The organism is Aeromonas enterica (assembly GCF_054052465.1).
Genome location: NZ_JBSTYL010000001.1, coordinates 54,547 through 71,547 on the forward strand (window position 1 = coordinate 54,547; position 17,001 = coordinate 71,547).

15 protein-coding genes are annotated in these 17,001 nt (G+C 57.9%); 7 read left to right on the plus strand and 8 right to left on the minus strand.

Annotation, left to right across the window (positions count from 1 at the left end):
* Positions 1-114: 114 nt before the first annotated feature.
* From ACW5XD_RS00235 to ACW5XD_RS00250, 4 genes are all read left to right on the plus strand, one after another.
* Entirely contained in the window at positions 115-1,104 is a 990-nt protein-coding gene (locus ACW5XD_RS00235) for a luciferase-like monooxygenase (protein WP_456493102.1), read from the plus strand.
* Between the two features lie 234 nt (positions 1,105-1,338).
* Entirely contained in the window at positions 1,339-1,839 is a 501-nt protein-coding gene (locus tag ACW5XD_RS00240; protein WP_058053072.1) for a 2TM domain-containing protein, read from the plus strand.
* 211 nt (positions 1,840-2,050) lie between these two features.
* On the plus strand, positions 2,051-2,560 hold the full coding sequence (locus ACW5XD_RS00245) for a DUF6622 family protein (RefSeq protein WP_456493103.1): 510 nt from the start codon (positions 2,051-2,053) through the stop codon (positions 2,558-2,560).
* A gap of 107 nt (positions 2,561-2,667) precedes the next feature.
* Entirely contained in the window at positions 2,668-3,222 is a 555-nt protein-coding gene (locus tag ACW5XD_RS00250; protein ID WP_456493104.1) for a hypothetical protein, read from the plus strand.
* Positions 3,223-3,824: 602 nt separating this feature from the next.
* On the opposite strand, the gene ACW5XD_RS00255 is transcribed toward ACW5XD_RS00250, so the two are convergent.
* From ACW5XD_RS00255 to lptD, 6 genes are read right to left on the minus strand one after another with little or no spacing between them, the layout of a single operon-like run.
* Positions 3,825-4,646 carry a symmetrical bis(5'-nucleosyl)-tetraphosphatase gene (locus ACW5XD_RS00255; RefSeq protein ID WP_456493105.1) on the minus strand — a complete coding sequence of 274 codons (822 nt, stop codon included), beginning with the start codon at positions 4,644-4,646 and terminating at the stop codon, positions 3,825-3,827.
* A 6-nt stretch (positions 4,647-4,652) separates the two neighbouring features.
* Positions 4,653-5,015 (minus strand): Co2+/Mg2+ efflux protein ApaG, encoded by a 363-nt coding sequence (gene apaG / locus ACW5XD_RS00260; protein WP_456493106.1) that lies wholly within the window; start codon positions 5,013-5,015, stop codon positions 4,653-4,655.
* Positions 5,016-5,019: 4 nt separating this feature from the next.
* Positions 5,020-5,847, minus strand: coding sequence for a 16S rRNA (adenine(1518)-N(6)/adenine(1519)-N(6))-dimethyltransferase RsmA (rsmA, locus tag ACW5XD_RS00265; RefSeq protein ID WP_011899041.1), 828 nt, complete (start codon positions 5,845-5,847; stop codon positions 5,020-5,022).
* Positions 5,837-6,832, minus strand: a complete 996-nt coding sequence (pdxA, locus tag ACW5XD_RS00270) for a 4-hydroxythreonine-4-phosphate dehydrogenase PdxA (RefSeq protein WP_456493107.1) — start codon at positions 6,830-6,832, stop codon at positions 5,837-5,839. The genes rsmA and pdxA overlap by 11 nt, the downstream gene beginning before the upstream one ends.
* Positions 6,832-8,130: a peptidylprolyl isomerase SurA gene (gene surA / locus ACW5XD_RS00275; protein WP_456493108.1), complete on the minus strand. Its 1,299-nt coding sequence runs from the start codon at positions 8,128-8,130 to the stop codon at positions 6,832-6,834. The genes pdxA and surA overlap by 1 nt, the downstream gene beginning before the upstream one ends.
* 30 nt (positions 8,131-8,160) lie before the next feature.
* Positions 8,161-10,593 (minus strand): LPS assembly protein LptD, encoded by a 2,433-nt coding sequence (lptD, locus tag ACW5XD_RS00280; RefSeq protein ID WP_456493109.1) that lies wholly within the window; start codon positions 10,591-10,593, stop codon positions 8,161-8,163.
* Between the two features lie 174 nt (positions 10,594-10,767).
* On the opposite strand from lptD, the gene ACW5XD_RS00285 reads away from it, so the two are divergent.
* The 3 genes from ACW5XD_RS00285 (at position 10,768) to djlA (ending at position 13,388) form a co-directional block, all read left to right on the plus strand.
* Complete coding sequence (locus tag ACW5XD_RS00285) at positions 10,768-11,781, plus strand: aminoglycoside phosphotransferase family protein (protein WP_456493110.1); 1,014 nt, start codon at positions 10,768-10,770, stop codon at positions 11,779-11,781.
* Positions 11,778-12,458: an N-acetylmuramate alpha-1-phosphate uridylyltransferase MurU gene (gene murU / locus ACW5XD_RS00290; RefSeq protein WP_456493111.1), complete on the plus strand. Its 681-nt coding sequence runs from the start codon at positions 11,778-11,780 to the stop codon at positions 12,456-12,458. Before ACW5XD_RS00285 ends, murU begins: the two co-directional genes overlap by 4 nt.
* A 99-nt stretch (positions 12,459-12,557) precedes the next feature.
* Positions 12,558-13,388, plus strand: coding sequence for a co-chaperone DjlA (gene djlA, locus ACW5XD_RS00295; protein ID WP_456493112.1), 831 nt, complete (start codon positions 12,558-12,560; stop codon positions 13,386-13,388).
* 508 nt (positions 13,389-13,896) lie between these two features.
* Here djlA and ACW5XD_RS00300 read toward each other — a convergent pair.
* Entirely contained in the window at positions 13,897-14,553 is a 657-nt protein-coding gene (locus ACW5XD_RS00300; RefSeq protein WP_456493113.1) for a LysM-like peptidoglycan-binding domain-containing protein, read from the minus strand.
* A 98-nt stretch (positions 14,554-14,651) separates the two neighbouring features.
* Positions 14,652-16,754, minus strand: coding sequence for a methyl-accepting chemotaxis protein (locus ACW5XD_RS00305; protein WP_456493114.1), 2,103 nt, complete (start codon positions 16,752-16,754; stop codon positions 14,652-14,654).
* Positions 16,755-17,001: the final 247 nt, after the last annotated feature.

The following is a 17,001-nucleotide window of genomic DNA, read 5'->3' on the forward strand; positions in this document are numbered from 1 at the left end:
GCCCTTGCGACGAGAGAGTAACTTGTCACTTGATGCCCTGTCGCGTGATTCATTCAGGTATCTCGTGCTACATTGCCCTCCTTGTTACTGGCCTGTAAATCAATGGAGTGACCCATGTCTGCCATCCCCTATTCCGTGCTCGATCTGGTGCCCGTCCCCGAAGGATCCCAGCCGGCCGAGTCGTTTCGTCGTTCGCGCGAGTTGGCGCAACATGCCGAGCGCTGGGGCTACCTGCGTTATTGGCTGGCCGAACACCACAACATGCCGGGCATCGCCAGCGCCGCCACCTCTGTGCTGATCGGCCACCTGGCGGGTGCCACCAACACCTTGCGGATCGGCGCCGGTGGCATCATGCTGCCTAACCATTCGCCGCTGGTGATCGCCGAGCAATTCGGCACCTTGGCCTCCCTCTATCCGGATCGCATCGATCTGGGGCTGGGTCGGGCGCCCGGCACAGACCAGCGCACCATGCAGGCGCTGCGGCGCCAGCGCAGCGGCGAGGTGGACGAGTTCCCGGCGGATGTGCGCGAGCTGATGAGCTACTTTGGGGACGAGGCGGGAGCGGTACAGGCGGTGCCGGGTCAGGGGTTGCACCTGCCCATCTGGCTGCTGGGCTCCAGCCTCTACAGCGCCCAGCTGGCGGCGGCCATGGGGCTGCCATTCGGCTTTGCCTCCCACTTCGCCCCCGCCCTGCTGTTGCAGGCGCTGGAGATCTACCGTACCCAGTACCGCCCTTCGGCGCGCTGGCCCAAGCCTTATGCCGTGGTCTGCATCAACATGATCGCCGCCGACAGCGAGCGGGAGGCCCGCTTCCAGTTCACCACTGTGCAGCAGCAGTTCCTGCGTCTCTACCGCGGTGACGCAGGCAAGCTGCCCGCGCCCGTGATCGAGCTGGGGGAAGAGTGGTCACCCCGCGAACTGATGGCGATGGAGCAGACCCTTGCCCGCTCTCTGGTCGGCGATCCGGATCGGGTGCGTCACGGCCTCAAGGCGCTGCTGGCCGAGACCCGTGCCGATGAGCTGATGTTCAATGGCCCCATCGTCGACCATCAGGCCCGGTTGCGTTCTTTCGAGATCGCTGCCGAGCTGATGCAGAGTCTCTAATCCATGGTTTGAGCCTCGGTAAACGCTATCTTGAATAGATAGCGTTTACCGGGTTGCTGTCGGGTGACCGACACCTGTCTGCAGTGCTCACCGGTTGTGCTTGAAAAAGGCAGATATGATGAGCTTAATGTATTGATTTAAAAGGAAAGTCAGGTTTATGTCAGGCATCTGTCGTGTCGCTTGTCACATCTGAGCCCGTAAGCTGGCCCTGTCAATTACCACAAGGAGTTCGAGATGATCGTCAGGAAGTTGAGATTGCAACGGGGTTGGTCCCAGGATCAGTTGGCGACGATGACTGGTTTAAGTGTTCGCACTATCCAGCGGATCGAGCAGGGGCAGCAACCCGGACTGGAATCTCTCAAGGCCCTGGCCTCTGTCTTTGAACTCGATGTGGCTCAACTGGATGGGTCAGCGCAACAGGAGCGCGAGATGAGAGGGAGTGGCACGATGGATAAAAATGTATTGCAAGTATCGATGGAAGAGCAGGCCGCGATGAAGTATGTGGAGGCGCTCAAAGGTTTCTATTACCATGCTGTTAGCTATTTTTTAGTTATGTGCGGGTTGTTCGTTATTAACTACCTGAGCAATCCGGAGTATATCTGGGTCTGGTGGCCTGCGCTGGGGTGGGGGTTAGGATTGGCATCCCATGGTATCAGTGTGTACCAACCCTTCAAGCTGTTTGGCCCGGAGTGGGAGCGGCGCCAGATCGAGAAGCGGCTGGGGCGCAAGTTGTAATTTCAACACGATCATACCTTTACCCATATTTATATTACCGCATCATATCTACCCCCCTGAATATGGGCATTCCCACGATATGGCTGAAATTTATTTTGAGATGGGCGCTACAAGATAGTTTTGGCTGGCAGGGGGTTCATTTCGTGAACGAAATTATATATGACAATTATCATTAGATAACATTATTTTGTTTTCTATTAAGGATGGCAATATGTTGCTGTTAAATATTTTAGCAGAGACCCCTCTATGGGTCTGGATTTTGTTTTCCTTTCTCGTCCTTATAGGGGTAAATGCATTAAGTGATAGAGAGATGAATCTTAGAGGATTATTCATCATGCCACTGTTTTTTCTCTTGTGGGGTGGCATCACGGTGATTGAAGAACTGGCTTTCTTATTCTGGGGCTTGGCTGCGATGTCGGTGGGGTTGCTGCTTGGTTATGGGGCTGGTTGGTCTCTCTCGAGGGGCGGGCGTCAGTTGAAGAGCAAAGAGGGCTCTCATTTAATTATCTGGCCAGGAACTCCGTGGGTTATCATTTTCGTGATAATTACTTTTTTTACAAAGTACACATTAAATGTTTTTTTGAATATAGAGCCTGAGTTGAAATTTTCATTGTGGTTCAATATTTATTTTGGTGTTTTAAGTGGTCTGATTAGCGGTGTGCTTTGGGGGCGTACGTTGAATTTATATTTTACCTATCGACAAGCCAATTCATGCGGTTAACTACTATCCTAAACTGCCTCGTTATATAGAAGGCTAGACTATATGATTAGTACAGCCTTCCATCTAGTCACTATTATGACTGTAAGTTCTGAATGTGGAGAAAAAATATGGTGATTCTATATGTTTGCTTTTTTTGGTTTCTGATATCGGCTATCGCAGCATATCGAGAGAATGGAACAAGTATCAGAATTTATTGTGAAGCCCAATGCTCGCTCGATAAGGAAACAGCTTATGCTGCATATCTTGGAATTCCGGAGTTCTATACTAGCTTAAGTAAAGCACATAAAGAATTTTGCGTTCTTGACAAAAATTGGGAAGAAGGCGGACTTATAAGGATCAAGGAAAGCGCAGGCTTTCAGGATGTAGTTCACCACTACGCGCTCAAAGAGTTGATCCCTGGCGATAAAATTTATTTGGTTTCACTGAAAAGTAAGGTGAGAGTACTTGGCATTATTCATACGACAAATCGGACGGATGTTACATTTTCATTTTCAAGGGGTGAAAAAGGATCCAAACTAGGTTTGGAGATTCTAATTATATTTTCCAATCGCATTAGTCAAATTATAGCATTTGCGACGGGTACTAAGATTATTTGGAATCGTCATGCAGTTGATGAAATGAAAGGTCTCATTCGTGAGTTGGAAAAAAGAGCATATAAATGAAATTTCTCGCAAGGCTATCAAACTCTCGTCTCCTGCGCTACTTCCGGCAACGTTATATGTAACAAGAAAATTCATCTGAAAGGTTAATTAGGAGTTCATACACGCCTACGTTAGAAGAGATGAATTATATTATCCACAACCAGCGAAGAATATTCTGCAAGTCGTGAATAATCCAGTTCCACATAAGCAATGATCGGAGATTTACCCTGCGGGCCCAGATTGGCCACCCCGGTGTGGTTCACAGCAGGACAAGGTGGTAGGCGTTTATTGAGCAATATGGTCTGCGGTATAAGCGTTTTTAGATGATTAAATCTGTAGTTATAATTATGTGATGTTTGGTCACACACAACGCTTTGTTGCTCAAAAAACTCATGCGGATGCCCTAGTTAAGTACCTTAGTGTAATAATCGTGGTCATTTTTATCGGTTGGTATTTGATAATTTAAAATATTTCATTGTACGAAAAATGAGTCTTTATTTAATTGATGACACTCATCCGTTATCAATATAAAAGACATAAAGCCCGGTAGGTTGCCGGGCTTTGTTATTGATGAGGGTCTTGGCAATCCGTACGGTAGCGACCGCCTGATTGCTGCGCAGCTTCTAGCTGGCGTGAACCGGACAGGGGGTGGCGATCAGGGCATCATCTTCGTAGCGCCACAGGGTGAGGCTGTTGCCCCAGACGCAGCCGGTGTCCAGCGCCTTGATATCCTGTTTGCCGGTGTTGCCCATCAGAGCTGCCCAGTGGCCGAACACCAGAATGGGGTCATCCACGTGGTGCTCGCGCTGCTCGAACCAGGGGCGCAGGCCGGGGGTCGACTCCTTGGGGCCCTTCTTGCATTTGAAGTCAAGTCGACCATCGAAATAGCAGAAACGCATGCGGGTGAAGGTGTTGATGATATAGCGGTAGCGCTCGATGCCCACCAGATCGTCCTGCCAGCCATCGGGCTGATCACCATACATGTTGTGCAGCAGCCACTGGTACTGGTCGCCACGGAGCAGGCTTTCCACCTCGCGGGCGCAGTTGCGTGCCGTGCGGGCATCCCAGGCGGGAGATATACCGGCATGCACCATCATGATGGGCAGTTCGGGGTGCTCCGCCAGCAGGGGACGATGACGCAGCCACTCCAGCAACTCGTTCCGATCAGGGGCTTCCATCAGGGCCTGCAGCTTGTCTTTCTTCTTGAGCGGCGCGACGCCATCGGCGACCGCCAGCAAATGCAGGTCGTGGTTGCCGAGCACTGTGATGGCCCGTTGACCCAGCGATTTGACGAAGCGCAGTGTGTTGAGTGAGTCCGGGCCGCGGGCGACCAGGTCACCACAGAGCCAGAGCATGTCGTTAGCGGGATCGAACTTGGCCAGATCCAGCAGACGGCGCAAGTCGTCATAACAGCCCTGGATATCGCCAACAAAACAGTTCGCCATGAAACCTCAATTAATAATGTGGGGGATGGCCAGCGTAAAAGGCGCTATGGGCGCCTCGAATTGCTGTCCTGACGCATCTTGCAGGGTGTAGCTTCCTTCCATCACCCCCAGCGGGGTGGCGAGGGGGACGCCACTCTGATAGCGGAAGGTTTCTCCTTCGGCGATCACCGGCTGTTCCCCGACCACGCCGGGTCCCTCGACTTCCAGCATCTTGCCATTGGCATCCGTGATGAGCCAGCGCCGGTGCAGCAGTTGCGCCGGGCCGGGTCCCAGATTCTCAATTTCGATCAGATAGTGGAACTGGTAAGGGTCTTGTGTATCCGCCACATAACGGGGGTATGGGCGGATCACGATGTACGGGTGCGCCACGGGATCAGGCCTGTTGCTGATCCGCCAGCCAGTTGGCGATCATGACGAACTGCTCCAGGGAGAGATTCTCCGGGCGCAGGTTGCCATCGATCCCAAGCTCGGTCAGCTGGGCGTCCGTGATGAAATTGGCGAAGCTGTTGCGGATGGTCTTGCGGCGCTGGCCAAAGCCTTCGGTGCAGACGCGGCTCAGGCAGCGGATGTCTTTGGCGACTATGGTCGGATTCTTGTGCGGCACCAGACGGACCACGGCCGAATCCACTTTCGGTGCCGGCTTGAAGGCACCGGGGCCCACTTCCAGTACCGGGATCACCTGACAGTAGTATTGAACCATGACGCTCAGGCGGCCATAGGCCTTGCTGCCCGGACCGGCGGACATCCGCAGGACCACTTCCTTTTGCAGCATGAAGTGCATGTCTTCGACCCGGTCGGCGAAATCGCACAGGTGGAAGATAAGCGGGGTGGAGATGTTGTAGGGCAGGTTGCCGAAGATGCGCAGCGGCCCCTTGCCTTCCCCCATCAGGGTGCCGAAGTCGAAGCGCATGGCGTCGGCCTCGATCACGGTCAGCTTGTCCTTGAGGGTCGGATGCTCACGCAGGCGCGCGGCCAGATCCCGGTCAAGCTCGACCACTGTCATCTTGTCCATCTGGGAGGCGACCGGTTCGGTCAGCGCGGCCAGCCCCGGGCCTATCTCCACCAGGTTCTGGCCCGGCTGCGGGTTGATGGCGGCCACTATCTGATCGATTACATAGCGGTCGTGCAAAAAGTTCTGACCGAAACGCTTACGGGCGGTGTGGCCCATGTGCACCTTGTTGCTCTGCACCTTACTGCTCATATCTTTTTTTCTCTACCATCTTGATGGCGTGGTTAATCGCGGTGATCAGACTGCCCGGATCCGCCAGGCCTTTGCCTGCGAGATCCAGCGCGGTGCCGTGATCCACCGAAGTGCGGATGAAAGGAAGTCCAAGGGTGATATTGACCGAACTGCCGAAGCCCTTGTATTTGAGCACGGGCAGCCCCTGGTCGTGGTACATGGCGAGTACCGCATCCGCATCCTTGAGGTATTTGTCCTGGAACAGGGTGTCGGCCGGCAGCGGGCCGACCAGATCGATCCCCTCCTGGCGCAAGCCGGCCAGGGCAGGTTCGATCACGTCAATCTCTTCACGGCCGAGATGACCCCCTTCCCCTGCGTGGGGATTGAGGCCGCAGACGTAAATTCGGGGCTTGGCGATGCCAAACTTGGTTTTGAGATCCGCATCCAGGATGCGGATCACCTTGCCGAGACGATCTTCGGTGATCGCCATCGCCACGTAGGCCAGCGGGATGTGAGTGGTCGCCAGCGCCACCCGCAAGCCTTCCGTCGCCAGCAGCATCACCACATCGGCGGTGCCCGACTGCTGGGCGAAGAATTCGGTGTGACCACTGAACGAGACACCCGCCTGGTTGATGATCCCCTTGTGCACCGGGCCGGTCACCACGGCGGCAAACTCGCCGCTGAGGTTGCCGTCGCAGGCGCGCTGCAGGGTTGCCAGCACATAGGCGCCATTGCCTTCATCGAGTTCACCCGGCACCACGGGGGTACCCAGGGGCACAGAACAGAGGGTCAGGGTGCCCGCCCGCTGCGGTTGGGCAGGGGCCTTGGCATCATAGGGTTCCAGCTCGATGGGCAGCCCCAGCAGGGCGGCCCGTTCGAGCATCAGGGCGGGATCGGCGATCACCACCAGCTGGTGGGGCCAATCCTGCTGGGCTATCTGCAGCACCAGATCCGGGCCTATTCCTGCCGGTTCACCCGGCGTGACGGCGAGACGACGGCAACTCATCAGCTGCCGGCGCCTTCAATCTGGATGTAGGCCTCGTCACGCAGCTCGTCCAGCCAGGCCTGGGACTCTTCGGTGAAGCGACGGTTGTAGATCAGCTGATAGGCGCGCTGCTCCTGGGCCTTGTTGGTGGCATCCTGGCTGCGACGCTCTTCCAGCTGGACAATATGCCAGCCGTGGGTGGTACGGAAGGGCTCGCTGATCTGACCCGGTTGCAGGCGGTTGACCATGTCGCGGAATTCCGGCACATAGACGTTGGGATCGGACCAACCCAGTTCGCCGCCCTGTACTGCGGAGCCCGGATCTTCGGAATATTTCTCCGCCAGACTGGCGAAGCTGGCCTTGCCACTCTTGATGTCGTGCAGTATGCCGTCCAGCATGCCCTTGGCCTTCTCTTCACTCAAGATGATGGAGGGCTTGATCAGGATGTGGCGGGCGCGCACTTCGGTCTGCACGACCTGCTGCTGGCCCTTGGCATCGAATACCTTGATGATGTGCAGGCCGGCGCCCGAGCGCAGCGGACCCACAATGTCACCCTTCTTGGCACCCTGTACTGCTTCGGCCATCAGGGTCGGCATCTCCTGCGGGCTCATCCAGCCCCAGTCGCCCCCTTCCAGTGCCTTGGGTCCACTGCTCTCGGCAATGGCCAGCTCGCGGAAGTCGGCCCCCTTCTTGAGCTCGGCCAGGATGCGTTCAATCTTGCTCTTGGCAGCATTGAGCTGTTCGGCGCTCGGGTTGTCAGGCAGGGCAATCTGGATATGGCCGACATGGTATTGTTGTTGCTGCTGGCCCTGCTTGGCGAGGATATCCACCACCTGCTTGACCTCTTGTTCCGAGATATTGATGCGGCGGCGCACCTGGTTGCGGCGTACCTCGTTCATCAGTATCTCGCGGCGCACCTCTTCCCGATACTGAGCGTAGGTCATGCCTTCGCGGGCCAGCTGGGCACGCAGTTGCTCCACCGTCATCTTGTTGTCGGCAGCGATGCTCTGAATGGCTTGTTCCAGCTGGGTGTCGCTGATCTTGAGGCCCTGACGATCCGCCAACTGCAACTGCAGGCTCTCCTGGATCAGGCGATCCAGCGCCTGTTTGCGCAGGGTGGCGTCATCGGGCAGGGACTGACCGCTCTCCTGGGCAGACATTTTCACTTTCTGGACCAAGGCTTCCTGCTGGCTGGCCAGCACCACGTCCTTGTTGACCACGGCAAGCACCTTGTCCATCAGCTCGGGAGCGGCGAAGGCTCCCTGACTCATGGCTCCGAACAGACCTGCAGTCAGCAGGGAAATCAACGTCTTCTTCATATCCATCTCTCAAGGCGTTTGCCAGACCGCTTATTGGTCTCGCAGGTTAAACGGACGAATGTAGGGCAGTGCTTCGGTATCCAGGGAGGTTCCCTTGGAGCCGGTGCCCACGCTACCCAATCCTTTCATTTCAAACTGAATGCCGAAGCTGCGTTCGGCTGTGGAAGTATTGTTCACGTTGTTGGGCGTATTGACCCACTCCAGGTTGAAGTTGATGCTCCAGCAGCAGGAGTCGTACTTCAGGCCAACCTTGCGATCAGATTTCACACTCTGATCGAGCTCCTGGTAGTAACCCCCGTAGAGGTGCCACTGATCATTGAGCGGCGTGGTCAGCAGCAAGCCGATCTGGTTGAGATCGGTGACCTCGTTATTGGTGTTCGGCACAATGTTGGCATCGCGTACGAAACGATGGTTCAGCTGGCTGACCAGCTTCTCATGGCGATACTCAATGGCGCTGTTGGCGGAGCTGAACTGGCTTTGGTCTACATCATATTGCGCGCCGGCATGGGCAAACCACTGTTCGTTGATCTTGGCATCCCCCTCGAAGGAGAGTGGGGAGCGGGTGTTGGTGGTCAGGGAGTCGCTGGGGTAGAGCTTGACCCTGGGCGCAACAAAATCGAAAGCTTGGGCAACGGCCAACCGAATTCGTTCATCACCGGCCTCATCATATACCCGGCTGGTGACACCAACCGAGAGACGGTTGGAGTCACTGATGCGATCCAGACCCGCGTAGCGGCGGTCGCTGAACAGGCTGTAGTAATCCTGGCGCATGGTGGTGGAGTCATAGACACCAATGTTGTCCTGATCCGTGTAGGGCACATAGAGGTACTGGAACTCAGGCTCCAGAGTCTGGTTGGCATCGCCCCCGAACCAGTTCTGGTTGCGCTCGAAAGTCATGCCGCCCTTGAGACGGAAGGATGGCAGAGTCCGAGTGATGATCCCTTCATCCAGCGTGACCCCGTTGGCTCCTGCAGGAGTGAAGCGGCTGACGAAGGTCTGACTCATGTCGTCCGGCACTTCCTGATCGTAGCGGGTGTACATCAGCTTGTACTGGCTGTCGAGGTAGTAACCTGCCTCATCGATCAGCGGTATGGTCAGGGTGGGGGCTGTGTAGACCCGGGTGCCGGTGTAGGCGCTGCCCTGATTCTGGGCGATGGCCTGGGCGTTGTTGTAGCCGAACTTGGTGATCTCGGTATTCCAGGCCAGATCGTACCAGCTGCCCTGCTGGTAGTAGTTGTGATCGATGCGCGGCATCAGCTCGTGGGGCTGCTGGGCGCTGGCCAGCAGGATCTGGTAGGTCCGTACCTCGGTATTGATGTTCCAGTTGGGCTGGAAGTAACCGGCCATCAGGGATTGCTGCAACTGGTTGTCGACCTGGGTGCCCACCTTGGGGGAGAAGTCGTTGAAATAGTTGTAATCCCGGTCCCGTACCTTGGTGTAGTCCACCGATACCCGCATGGCGTTGTCCATGAACATGGATGTGTGACGGGCATTCAGCAGATAACGATGGCCATCGGAGAGGTAATCGTTGAGGCTCGGGGTCTCGTCGTACTGCTTGTCGTTGGCCAGGTTCTCGAAATAGAGGCTGCCGACGTGGGCCGGATCCGGCATGTAGCGGAACTCGACCTGCTCCATCAGGCCCCGTCTGTCCATGAAACGGGAGGTAATGGTGGCGTCGTAGTTGGGGGCTATGTTCCAGTAGAACGGCTGTGTGATGTCCATGCCGTTCTTGGAGCTCTGGGTGTAACCCGGGTAGAGCAGGCCGGTCTTGCGTTCATCCTTGATGGGGAAGTTGATGTACGGGAAGTAGAACACCGGATAGTCATAGAGCCAGAGACTGGCGTTCCAGGCCTCCCCGAACACCTCGGTCTGATCGATGTCGATGCTGCCCGCTTTCAAGGTCCACACTTCCTGCCCCGGTGGGCAGGTGGTGTACTGAGCCCCTTCCAGGGTGATGTTCTGGTTGTTGTTGGTCATGGTGACCCGGTCGGCGGAGCCACGTACCGGCGAACCATGCACCTGATACTTGCCGTCTTCCAGCTCGGAATTTTTGGTATCCAGGTTGGATTTCAGGGTTTTGTCACTGGTGACGGTGATCTGGCCATCGTTGTAATAGATGTTGCCGATGGCGATGACATCGCGGCTCTTCTGGTCGAGTTCAGCATAGTCTGAGTCAAATTTGCGCACCCCCTGACGAACCTTGACATCGCCCTGATAGACGGCAGTGCCGCCCTGCTTGGCCTCAAGCCGATCTGCATCCACCTCGACCGGTTGGGCGTTGGCGTCTTTGCCGGGGGCCAGCTTCTCTATTTTGGGAACATAGTCATAGCAGAGCCCGTCCAGGATCCCGGTGGCGGGGGGCGGCGTCAGCGCCGCCGCCTGCACGATGGCAGGGGTCAAGGCTGGAACAAGGCTGATGGTCAGGGCGATGGGATAAGCGTACCCCAGTGTCCATTTTGTCATGTGAAAGACTCGCGCAATCCGTGGTAGCTACGGCTGATTCAAAACATGCATTTTACGACAGGATTCATCGAGTTGACATTGCATGTCATTGCTTTATGTTAGCCGGCAATGATAAAGCATTATTGCGGCCAGGGCTAACAGCCAAGTGCTGCTTTCCAATTTGGTCCCCGACTTATGCACGATCGCGATTCCCTGCTATTGCAATGGGCGCGCCGGATCTCCGGTGATGCCAACCTTCAGTTGACCCTGATTTCCGGTGACGCCAGTTTTCGCCGCTACCACCGTGGCGCCGGCCTGGTGTGGGTGGACGCCAATCCGAAAACTGAAAAAAATCATGAGTTTGTCCGCAATGCCTCGGCCCTGCATGCAGGTGGCCTGCTGGCCCCCGAGGTACGGGCGGTGGACTACGAGCAGGGCCTGCTGGTGGTGACGGATCTGGGGGACACCCAGCTTATTGGTTGCCTGAACGCAGACAACGTGCTGGCCTGGTACGGCAAGGCCATCGCGCTGCTGCCGGCTCTGGGGGCGGTTACACTGGATCTGGAACCCTTTGATGCCGCCTTCATGGCCCGTGAAAACAGCATATTCCCCGAGTGGCTGCTGGGTCACCATCTACAACTGACCCTGAGTGCCGAAGAGCAACGGCTGCTGGATGAGACCTTTGCCTGTCTCACCACCAACAACCTGGCCCAACCGCAAGGGGTGATGCACCGGGATTTCCACAGTCGCAACCTGATGGTCTGTGGTGGTGACACGCCGGATGGCAGCCAGCTTGCCATCATCGATTTCCAGGACATGGTCATCGGCCCCTTGAGCTATGACTTGGTCTCGCTGCTGAAAGATTGTTACGTGCGCTGGCCTGATGCTGTGATCGAACAGGGCATGCGGCAGGGTTTCGACATTCTGAGCCAGGCCGGGTTGCTCGACGGGCTCGAATACGCCGCGTTTCGTCGCCATGCCGATCTGACGGGCATGCAGCGTCACCTGAAGGCGGCGGGCATCTTTACCCGTCTCTACCATCGCGACGGAAAATCAGGTTATCTCAAGGACATTCCTCGTACCCTGGGCTATGTGGTGGACACGTGCCACCAGCATGGCGCCGCGTATCCGGTGCTGGCTCGCTTCGGCCTGTGGCTTGAGCAGGTGGTGCTGCCCGGGATGAGCCGCATCGCGCAGGTGACGCCATGAAAGCGATGATCCTGGCCGCCGGCCGTGGCGAGCGCATGCGCCCGCTCACCGACAGCCTGCCCAAACCGCTGTTGGCGGTGGGGGGCAAGCCGCTTATCGTGCACCATATCGAAAAACTCAAGGCGGCCGGGGTGACCGAACTGGTCATCAACCACGCCTGGCTCGGCCACAAGCTGGTGGAGGCGCTCGGTGACGGCAGTCAGCTCGGCGTCCACATTCACTGGTCGGCAGAGGCGATCGCGCTGGAAACCGCCGGTGGCATAGTGCAGGCACTGCCACTGCTTGGCCCTGCGCCTTTTCTGGTGATCAACGGTGATACCTGGCTCGATCTGGACTATCGCTCCCTGGTGACCCTGCCGTTGGGGGAGGATCTGGCCTATCTCTGGTTGGTGCCCAACCCGCCCCAGCATCCGCACGGAGACTTCGCTCTGGAGGCTGGTCGGGTACTGGATGCGCCGGCTCTCACTTTCAGTGGTGTCGGGCTTTATCACCCGGCCGCCTTTGCCGGGCTCACGCCGGGGGCGCGCAAGTTGGCTCCCCTGTTGCGCGACTGGATGGCACAAGGTCGGGTGGGCGGCAGCCTGCTGGCCGGCGAGTGGCATGACATCGGCACAGTCGCGCGGCTGCACGAACTGGATGATCAGTTGTGCGCCCGCACCGATCGTCGTCAAGATTGACATCAAATGGCGCTTAATACCCTGCAAGCCGTCATGCTCTGCACGAGCAGAATGATCAACCGCAGGGATGCACTCATTAACATCACGAGGTCTTGAACCATGCGTATTTGGGGTAAGGTGCTTGGCGCCTTCTTCGGTTTTCTGCTCGGCAATATCGTTGGTGCCCTGCTTGGCCTCTGGATCGGCCATCGTTTCGATCGGGGCATGGGTATGAGCTTTCGTCGTGCCCCCAGCCAGCAACAACAGGCGATATTTTTTCACGCTACCTTCGCCGTCATGGGTCATATCGCCAAAGCGAGCGGCCAGGTCACAGAGCAGGAGATCCGGGTTGCCTCCAACCTGATGGACCGGATGAGACTGGTGGGCGATCAACGTGCCCGTGCCCAGGAGTCGTTCCGGCAGGGCAAGGAGGCTGATTTCCCGCTGCGGGAAACCCTGGCCGAATTCCGCCGTGCCAGCTTGGGGCAGCGCGACATATTGCGCTTCTTCCTGGAGGTGCAACTGCAGGCTGCTTTTGCCGACGGCAAGGTCGAAGCCAACGAGCGTGCCATTTTGCATACCATCGCAGATGAGCTGGGCTTCAGCCGTATCGAGCTGGCTCGCATCCTGGCGATGGCCGAAGCGCAGATGAATTTCTTCAACCGGGCTCATGGTGGCCAGTACCAGGACGATGGGCACGGCGGGCAACAGTATCGACAGGAGGCGCCCTCCAAGGATCGTCTCAAGGATGCCTATCAGTTGCTCGGGGTAAGCGAGAGCGACAGCGATCAGGAGATCAAGCGTGCCTATCGCAAGGAGATGAGCAAGCATCATCCGGACAAACTGGCCGCCAAGGGATTGCCGCCCGAGATGATGGAAATGGCCAAGGAGAAGACTCAGGAGATCCAGCAGGCCTGGGAGTGGATCCGGGAAGCTCGTGGCATTCGCTGAGGGCGGCAATCCGCTGTCAGCCTAAAGAAGTTATATCCCGCTTACCTGCTGCATGGGGCGCCCCGGCGTCTCATGCAAACCTCGCCTGATATCCGCGCCCTTCCCGTCAAGCTATCCAGTACTCTTCGCCAACCGAGATAATTCTTCATTAACGGATTGCCACGCCTTGCATCCCCCACGGTGGTAGTGCTCTTGGGGTATCTGCATGCGATATGTCCCCATTCTCAGCTTGGCATACCGCTCTTGGGGATCACTCTTTCCGATCGGCTATCACATGGGGCCTGGGTGAAGTCTGAATGAGGTACAAAGGCGGTTTACTGCGGTGGTAGCGATGCCGACTGCAATCACGAAAGCCTGCTGGGCAATATGGCGCGAGCAATGGGGAAGGAGAGATGAAAGCCTGAATATTCGCGATTGCCGCCCCTCGGTGTGATGGCCTGTTTCAAGGCCAGCCTTTCAACGTATTTGGGACAGCGTCAAAAAGGGAGGCCCATGGCCTCCCGTTTCATTACTCCTTGAGGGCGAACCCTTCGCCCTGCCGGTCATAGCGATAGATGGCTTGACCGTAGGAGCGGATCTCGACCCGCTGGATGCGGCGGTTGTCATCGATCAGGATGAACAGAGACTTGCCCGATTGCAGCCGGGTCAGCGGGCGATCCGGCCCTTCGATGGCGATCAGGCGGCTGAGCTCGGCCCCCGGCAGCTCGAACTTGCGCCAGATGGAGTAGAGGGTCTCGCCGGCCTGCACGTCGTGCTGCAGCCAGGTGCCGTTGACTTTCTCTTCAACCGGCTTGGCGGCGGCCGAGTTGCCATTGCCGGCCGTCAGGGCCTGGGCGGGCACGGCGAGGGGGACCTCGAGCGAGCCGGACGGGGCGACTTTCGGGGCGGCAGGCGCGGGTTCCCAGGCCAGCAACAGCAGCCAGATGGGCACCAGGACCAGCAGGCCTATGGTGTGTTTGCGGGGCAGCGGGCTGGTCAGCTTGAATTTGCCTGCTTTGGCCTCCTGGCCGCGCTGGCCAAGGCCACGCATCCCCTGGCCTATGCGCTGGCGCAGGGGCAGGGTAGCGGCATTGATACGATGGAGCAGGGATCCTTGTGATTCGTCTTGTCGACGCTGCTGGGCTCGTCTGTTATGGCCACGTGGGCGACGGTCCGGGGTGGGCACGGCATTTACCTCTCACTACATTGCCTGCCATCAGGCAAATTCGTGCCTATGGTAAACGGACTCGCCCCCGAGGGGGAGAGTCCTGACGTGGAAAATTATCAGCTGAGACGAAATTGTCCCAGTAATTGCTGTAAACGCTCGGCCGCCTGACGCAATGCCTGGCTGGCTTTGGCCGTTTCGGTCGCATCCAGCGCGATGTCGTTGGCCAGTGCGTTGGTTTTTGACAGGTTGCCCGAGACAGTCTCGGAAACCGAGCTCTGCTCCTCGGCGGCGGAGGCTATCTGGTAGGTCATGTCGTTGATGGTGGAGATGGCCTTGTAGATGCTGCCCAGCGCCTCTTCCGCCAAGTCCGCCTCGCCCACCGCCTGGTGGGTCAGCTGCTGGCTCTGCTGGATGGCGTTGACCGCATTGGTCGAGCTGTGACGAATCTTCTCGATCAGCTCCTGGGTATTCTGCACCGCCTGCTGGGTGTTGCCCGCCAGCTTGCGCACCTCGTCGGCCACCACCGCAAAGCCGCGGCCCTGCTCACCGGCGCGGGCCGCCTCGATGGCGGCGTTGAGCGCCAGCAGGTTGGTCTGATCGGCTATGCCCTGGATCACCGTCAGTATGCTGGTGATCTGCTCGCTGTCGTGGGCCAGCCCCTCGACCACTTCTGCCCCCTTGCCGGCCTCGGCCGCCACCTTGTGCATCGACTGGATCACTTGCTGGAAGCGTACCTTGCCCTGATCCGCCGCGCCCTGGGCCTGCTTGGCCGAGTCGGCGGTGTTGTTGGCGTGGGTGGCCACCTCCTGGCTGACATAGGACATCTCCTGCACCGCGGTCAGCATCTGCTCCATCTCCGCCTGGTGATGCTGCAGGTTGGTGTCGGTCTGGCCGGCGATGCGGTCGGTATCGCCGGCATGGCGGTTCACCTCGCTGGCGGTTTTCAGCACATCCCCCAGCAGCACCTGCAACTTGTCGATGAAGCGGTTGATGCCCTTGGCGAGATCCCCCAGCTCGTCGACTGAGCGGGTGGTGAGGCGCTTGGTGAGATCTCCCTCGCCATCGGCGATGTCATCCACCAGGCTGACCATCTGGCGGATGGGGCCCGTGATGCTGCGGGCTATCACCAGCATGGTGGCCAGCGCCAGCACCAGCACTATGAGGGCGCCCACCAGTTGCTGGGTCATGGCGGCCCGGTTCATGTCGCTCAGCTGGCTCTCCAGCTGGTCGGCACCCGCCAGCACCACCTTGTAAGGCAGGGTGACTATGATGGCCCAGTTGCGGCTCATGCCCGGCACAGCAATGGGCACAGAGATACGAAACGACTCGTCCAGCTCCTGGCGCTGCACTTCCGGTTTCAGATATTGCTGCCACTGGTTGCCGAGCAGCTTGTCGGCCCGGCTGCCCAGCAGGCTGGCGTCGCCGCTGGTGCCGGTGATGACGCCGGCGGCGCTGACGATCAGGGTCTCGCCCTTGCCGTCATAGATGTTGCTGTTGAGGGACTGGGCCTGCCGGCTGATGGAGTCCACCGCCAGATCCAGCGCGGCGACGCCCTTGAACTGACCCGCCACCATGATGGGGGTGGTGATGGTGCTCACCAGCACCTGCTGGCCGTTGATGTCCACCTTGAAGGGATCTATGAGACAGGAGCGTCCCTCCCGTTTCGGGCAGGCGTAGTAGTCGTTGGCCGGATTGCCAAATTCGTCGGTATCGCTCTTCTCGATGGAGAGCAGCAGGTCTGTGCCTATCTGATCCTTGTCACGGTAGAAGTAGGGGACGAAGCGGCCCTGGCTGTCACTGCCCAGTGCCGTCTGACCGGCGAAGGCGGCGTCCTGGCCGTCGAAGCCGTTCGGCTCGAAGCCGGCGAAGGCGCCATACAGTTGCGGTTCCAGGTTGAGCTGTGCCTTGAGCAGATCCGTGGCCTGCTGGCGATCCAGCTGCAGCTTGCCCTCCTGTTGCAGTGCGAGGGTACTGGCCATCTGCTGGGTATAGGAGAGCCCTTTTTGCAGCAGTTGGGTGATGGTGGCGGCCTCGGCGCGCGCGTTGGCACTGACCTTCTGCCAGGCCTCCTGCTGCAGGGCGGCACGGCTGGAACTGATGGTCAGTTGTTGGGTCTGTTGACCGGAATACTGGTTGAGCAGGATCAATATGACCAGGGCTGTGGTCATGGCGATCCCGGCCATCACCAGAATACGATTCTGGATAGAACGGAACTGCATCGTCTCTTCCTTGTTCGTGAGAAGTAGTGTGAGAGTTATTTGAATATCGGCCGGAGGAGGCAGCTCTCCAACACTTCCCATAGCAAATCGGAAATGGCGCTTCGGTTTTGCGATCCCCCTCAAATATCAGGTGTCAAGCGGTCGCCCGGCCAATTTAACCCCCTACTTTAGCGCGCCGCCGCCTCATGGTTTTCCCATCCGGGATTCTGAGTGCTAAAATGCGACGGTTTTTTCTAACGAATTGGCC

Bases quoted from the DNA above. Each gene is read 5' to 3' on its own strand.
- surA (WP_456493108.1), bottom strand. From the start codon at position 8,130: ATGAAGAAGACGTTGATTTCCCTGCTGACTGCAGGTCTGTTCGGAGCC.
- rsmA (WP_011899041.1), bottom strand. From the start codon at position 5,847: ATGAGCAGTAAGGTGCAGAGCAACAAGGTGCACATGGGCCACACCGCC.
- djlA (WP_456493112.1), top strand. From the start codon at position 12,558: ATGCGTATTTGGGGTAAGGTGCTTGGCGCCTTCTTCGGTTTTCTGCTC.
- pdxA (WP_456493107.1), bottom strand. From the start codon at position 6,832: ATGAGTTGCCGTCGTCTCGCCGTCACGCCGGGTGAACCGGCAGGAATA.
- ACW5XD_RS00285 (WP_456493110.1), top strand. From the start codon at position 10,768: ATGCACGATCGCGATTCCCTGCTATTGCAATGGGCGCGCCGGATCTCC.
- ACW5XD_RS00240 (WP_058053072.1), top strand. From the start codon at position 1,339: ATGATCGTCAGGAAGTTGAGATTGCAACGGGGTTGGTCCCAGGATCAG.
- lptD (WP_456493109.1), bottom strand. From the start codon at position 10,593: ATGACAAAATGGACACTGGGGTACGCTTATCCCATCGCCCTGACCATC.
- ACW5XD_RS00255 (WP_456493105.1), bottom strand. From the start codon at position 4,646: ATGGCGAACTGTTTTGTTGGCGATATCCAGGGCTGTTATGACGACTTG.
- murU (WP_456493111.1), top strand. From the start codon at position 11,778: ATGAAAGCGATGATCCTGGCCGCCGGCCGTGGCGAGCGCATGCGCCCG.
- ACW5XD_RS00235 (WP_456493102.1), top strand. From the start codon at position 115: ATGTCTGCCATCCCCTATTCCGTGCTCGATCTGGTGCCCGTCCCCGAA.
- ACW5XD_RS00250 (WP_456493104.1), top strand. From the start codon at position 2,668: ATGGTGATTCTATATGTTTGCTTTTTTTGGTTTCTGATATCGGCTATC.
- ACW5XD_RS00245 (WP_456493103.1), top strand. From the start codon at position 2,051: ATGTTGCTGTTAAATATTTTAGCAGAGACCCCTCTATGGGTCTGGATT.
- ACW5XD_RS00305 (WP_456493114.1), bottom strand. From the start codon at position 16,754: ATGCAGTTCCGTTCTATCCAGAATCGTATTCTGGTGATGGCCGGGATC.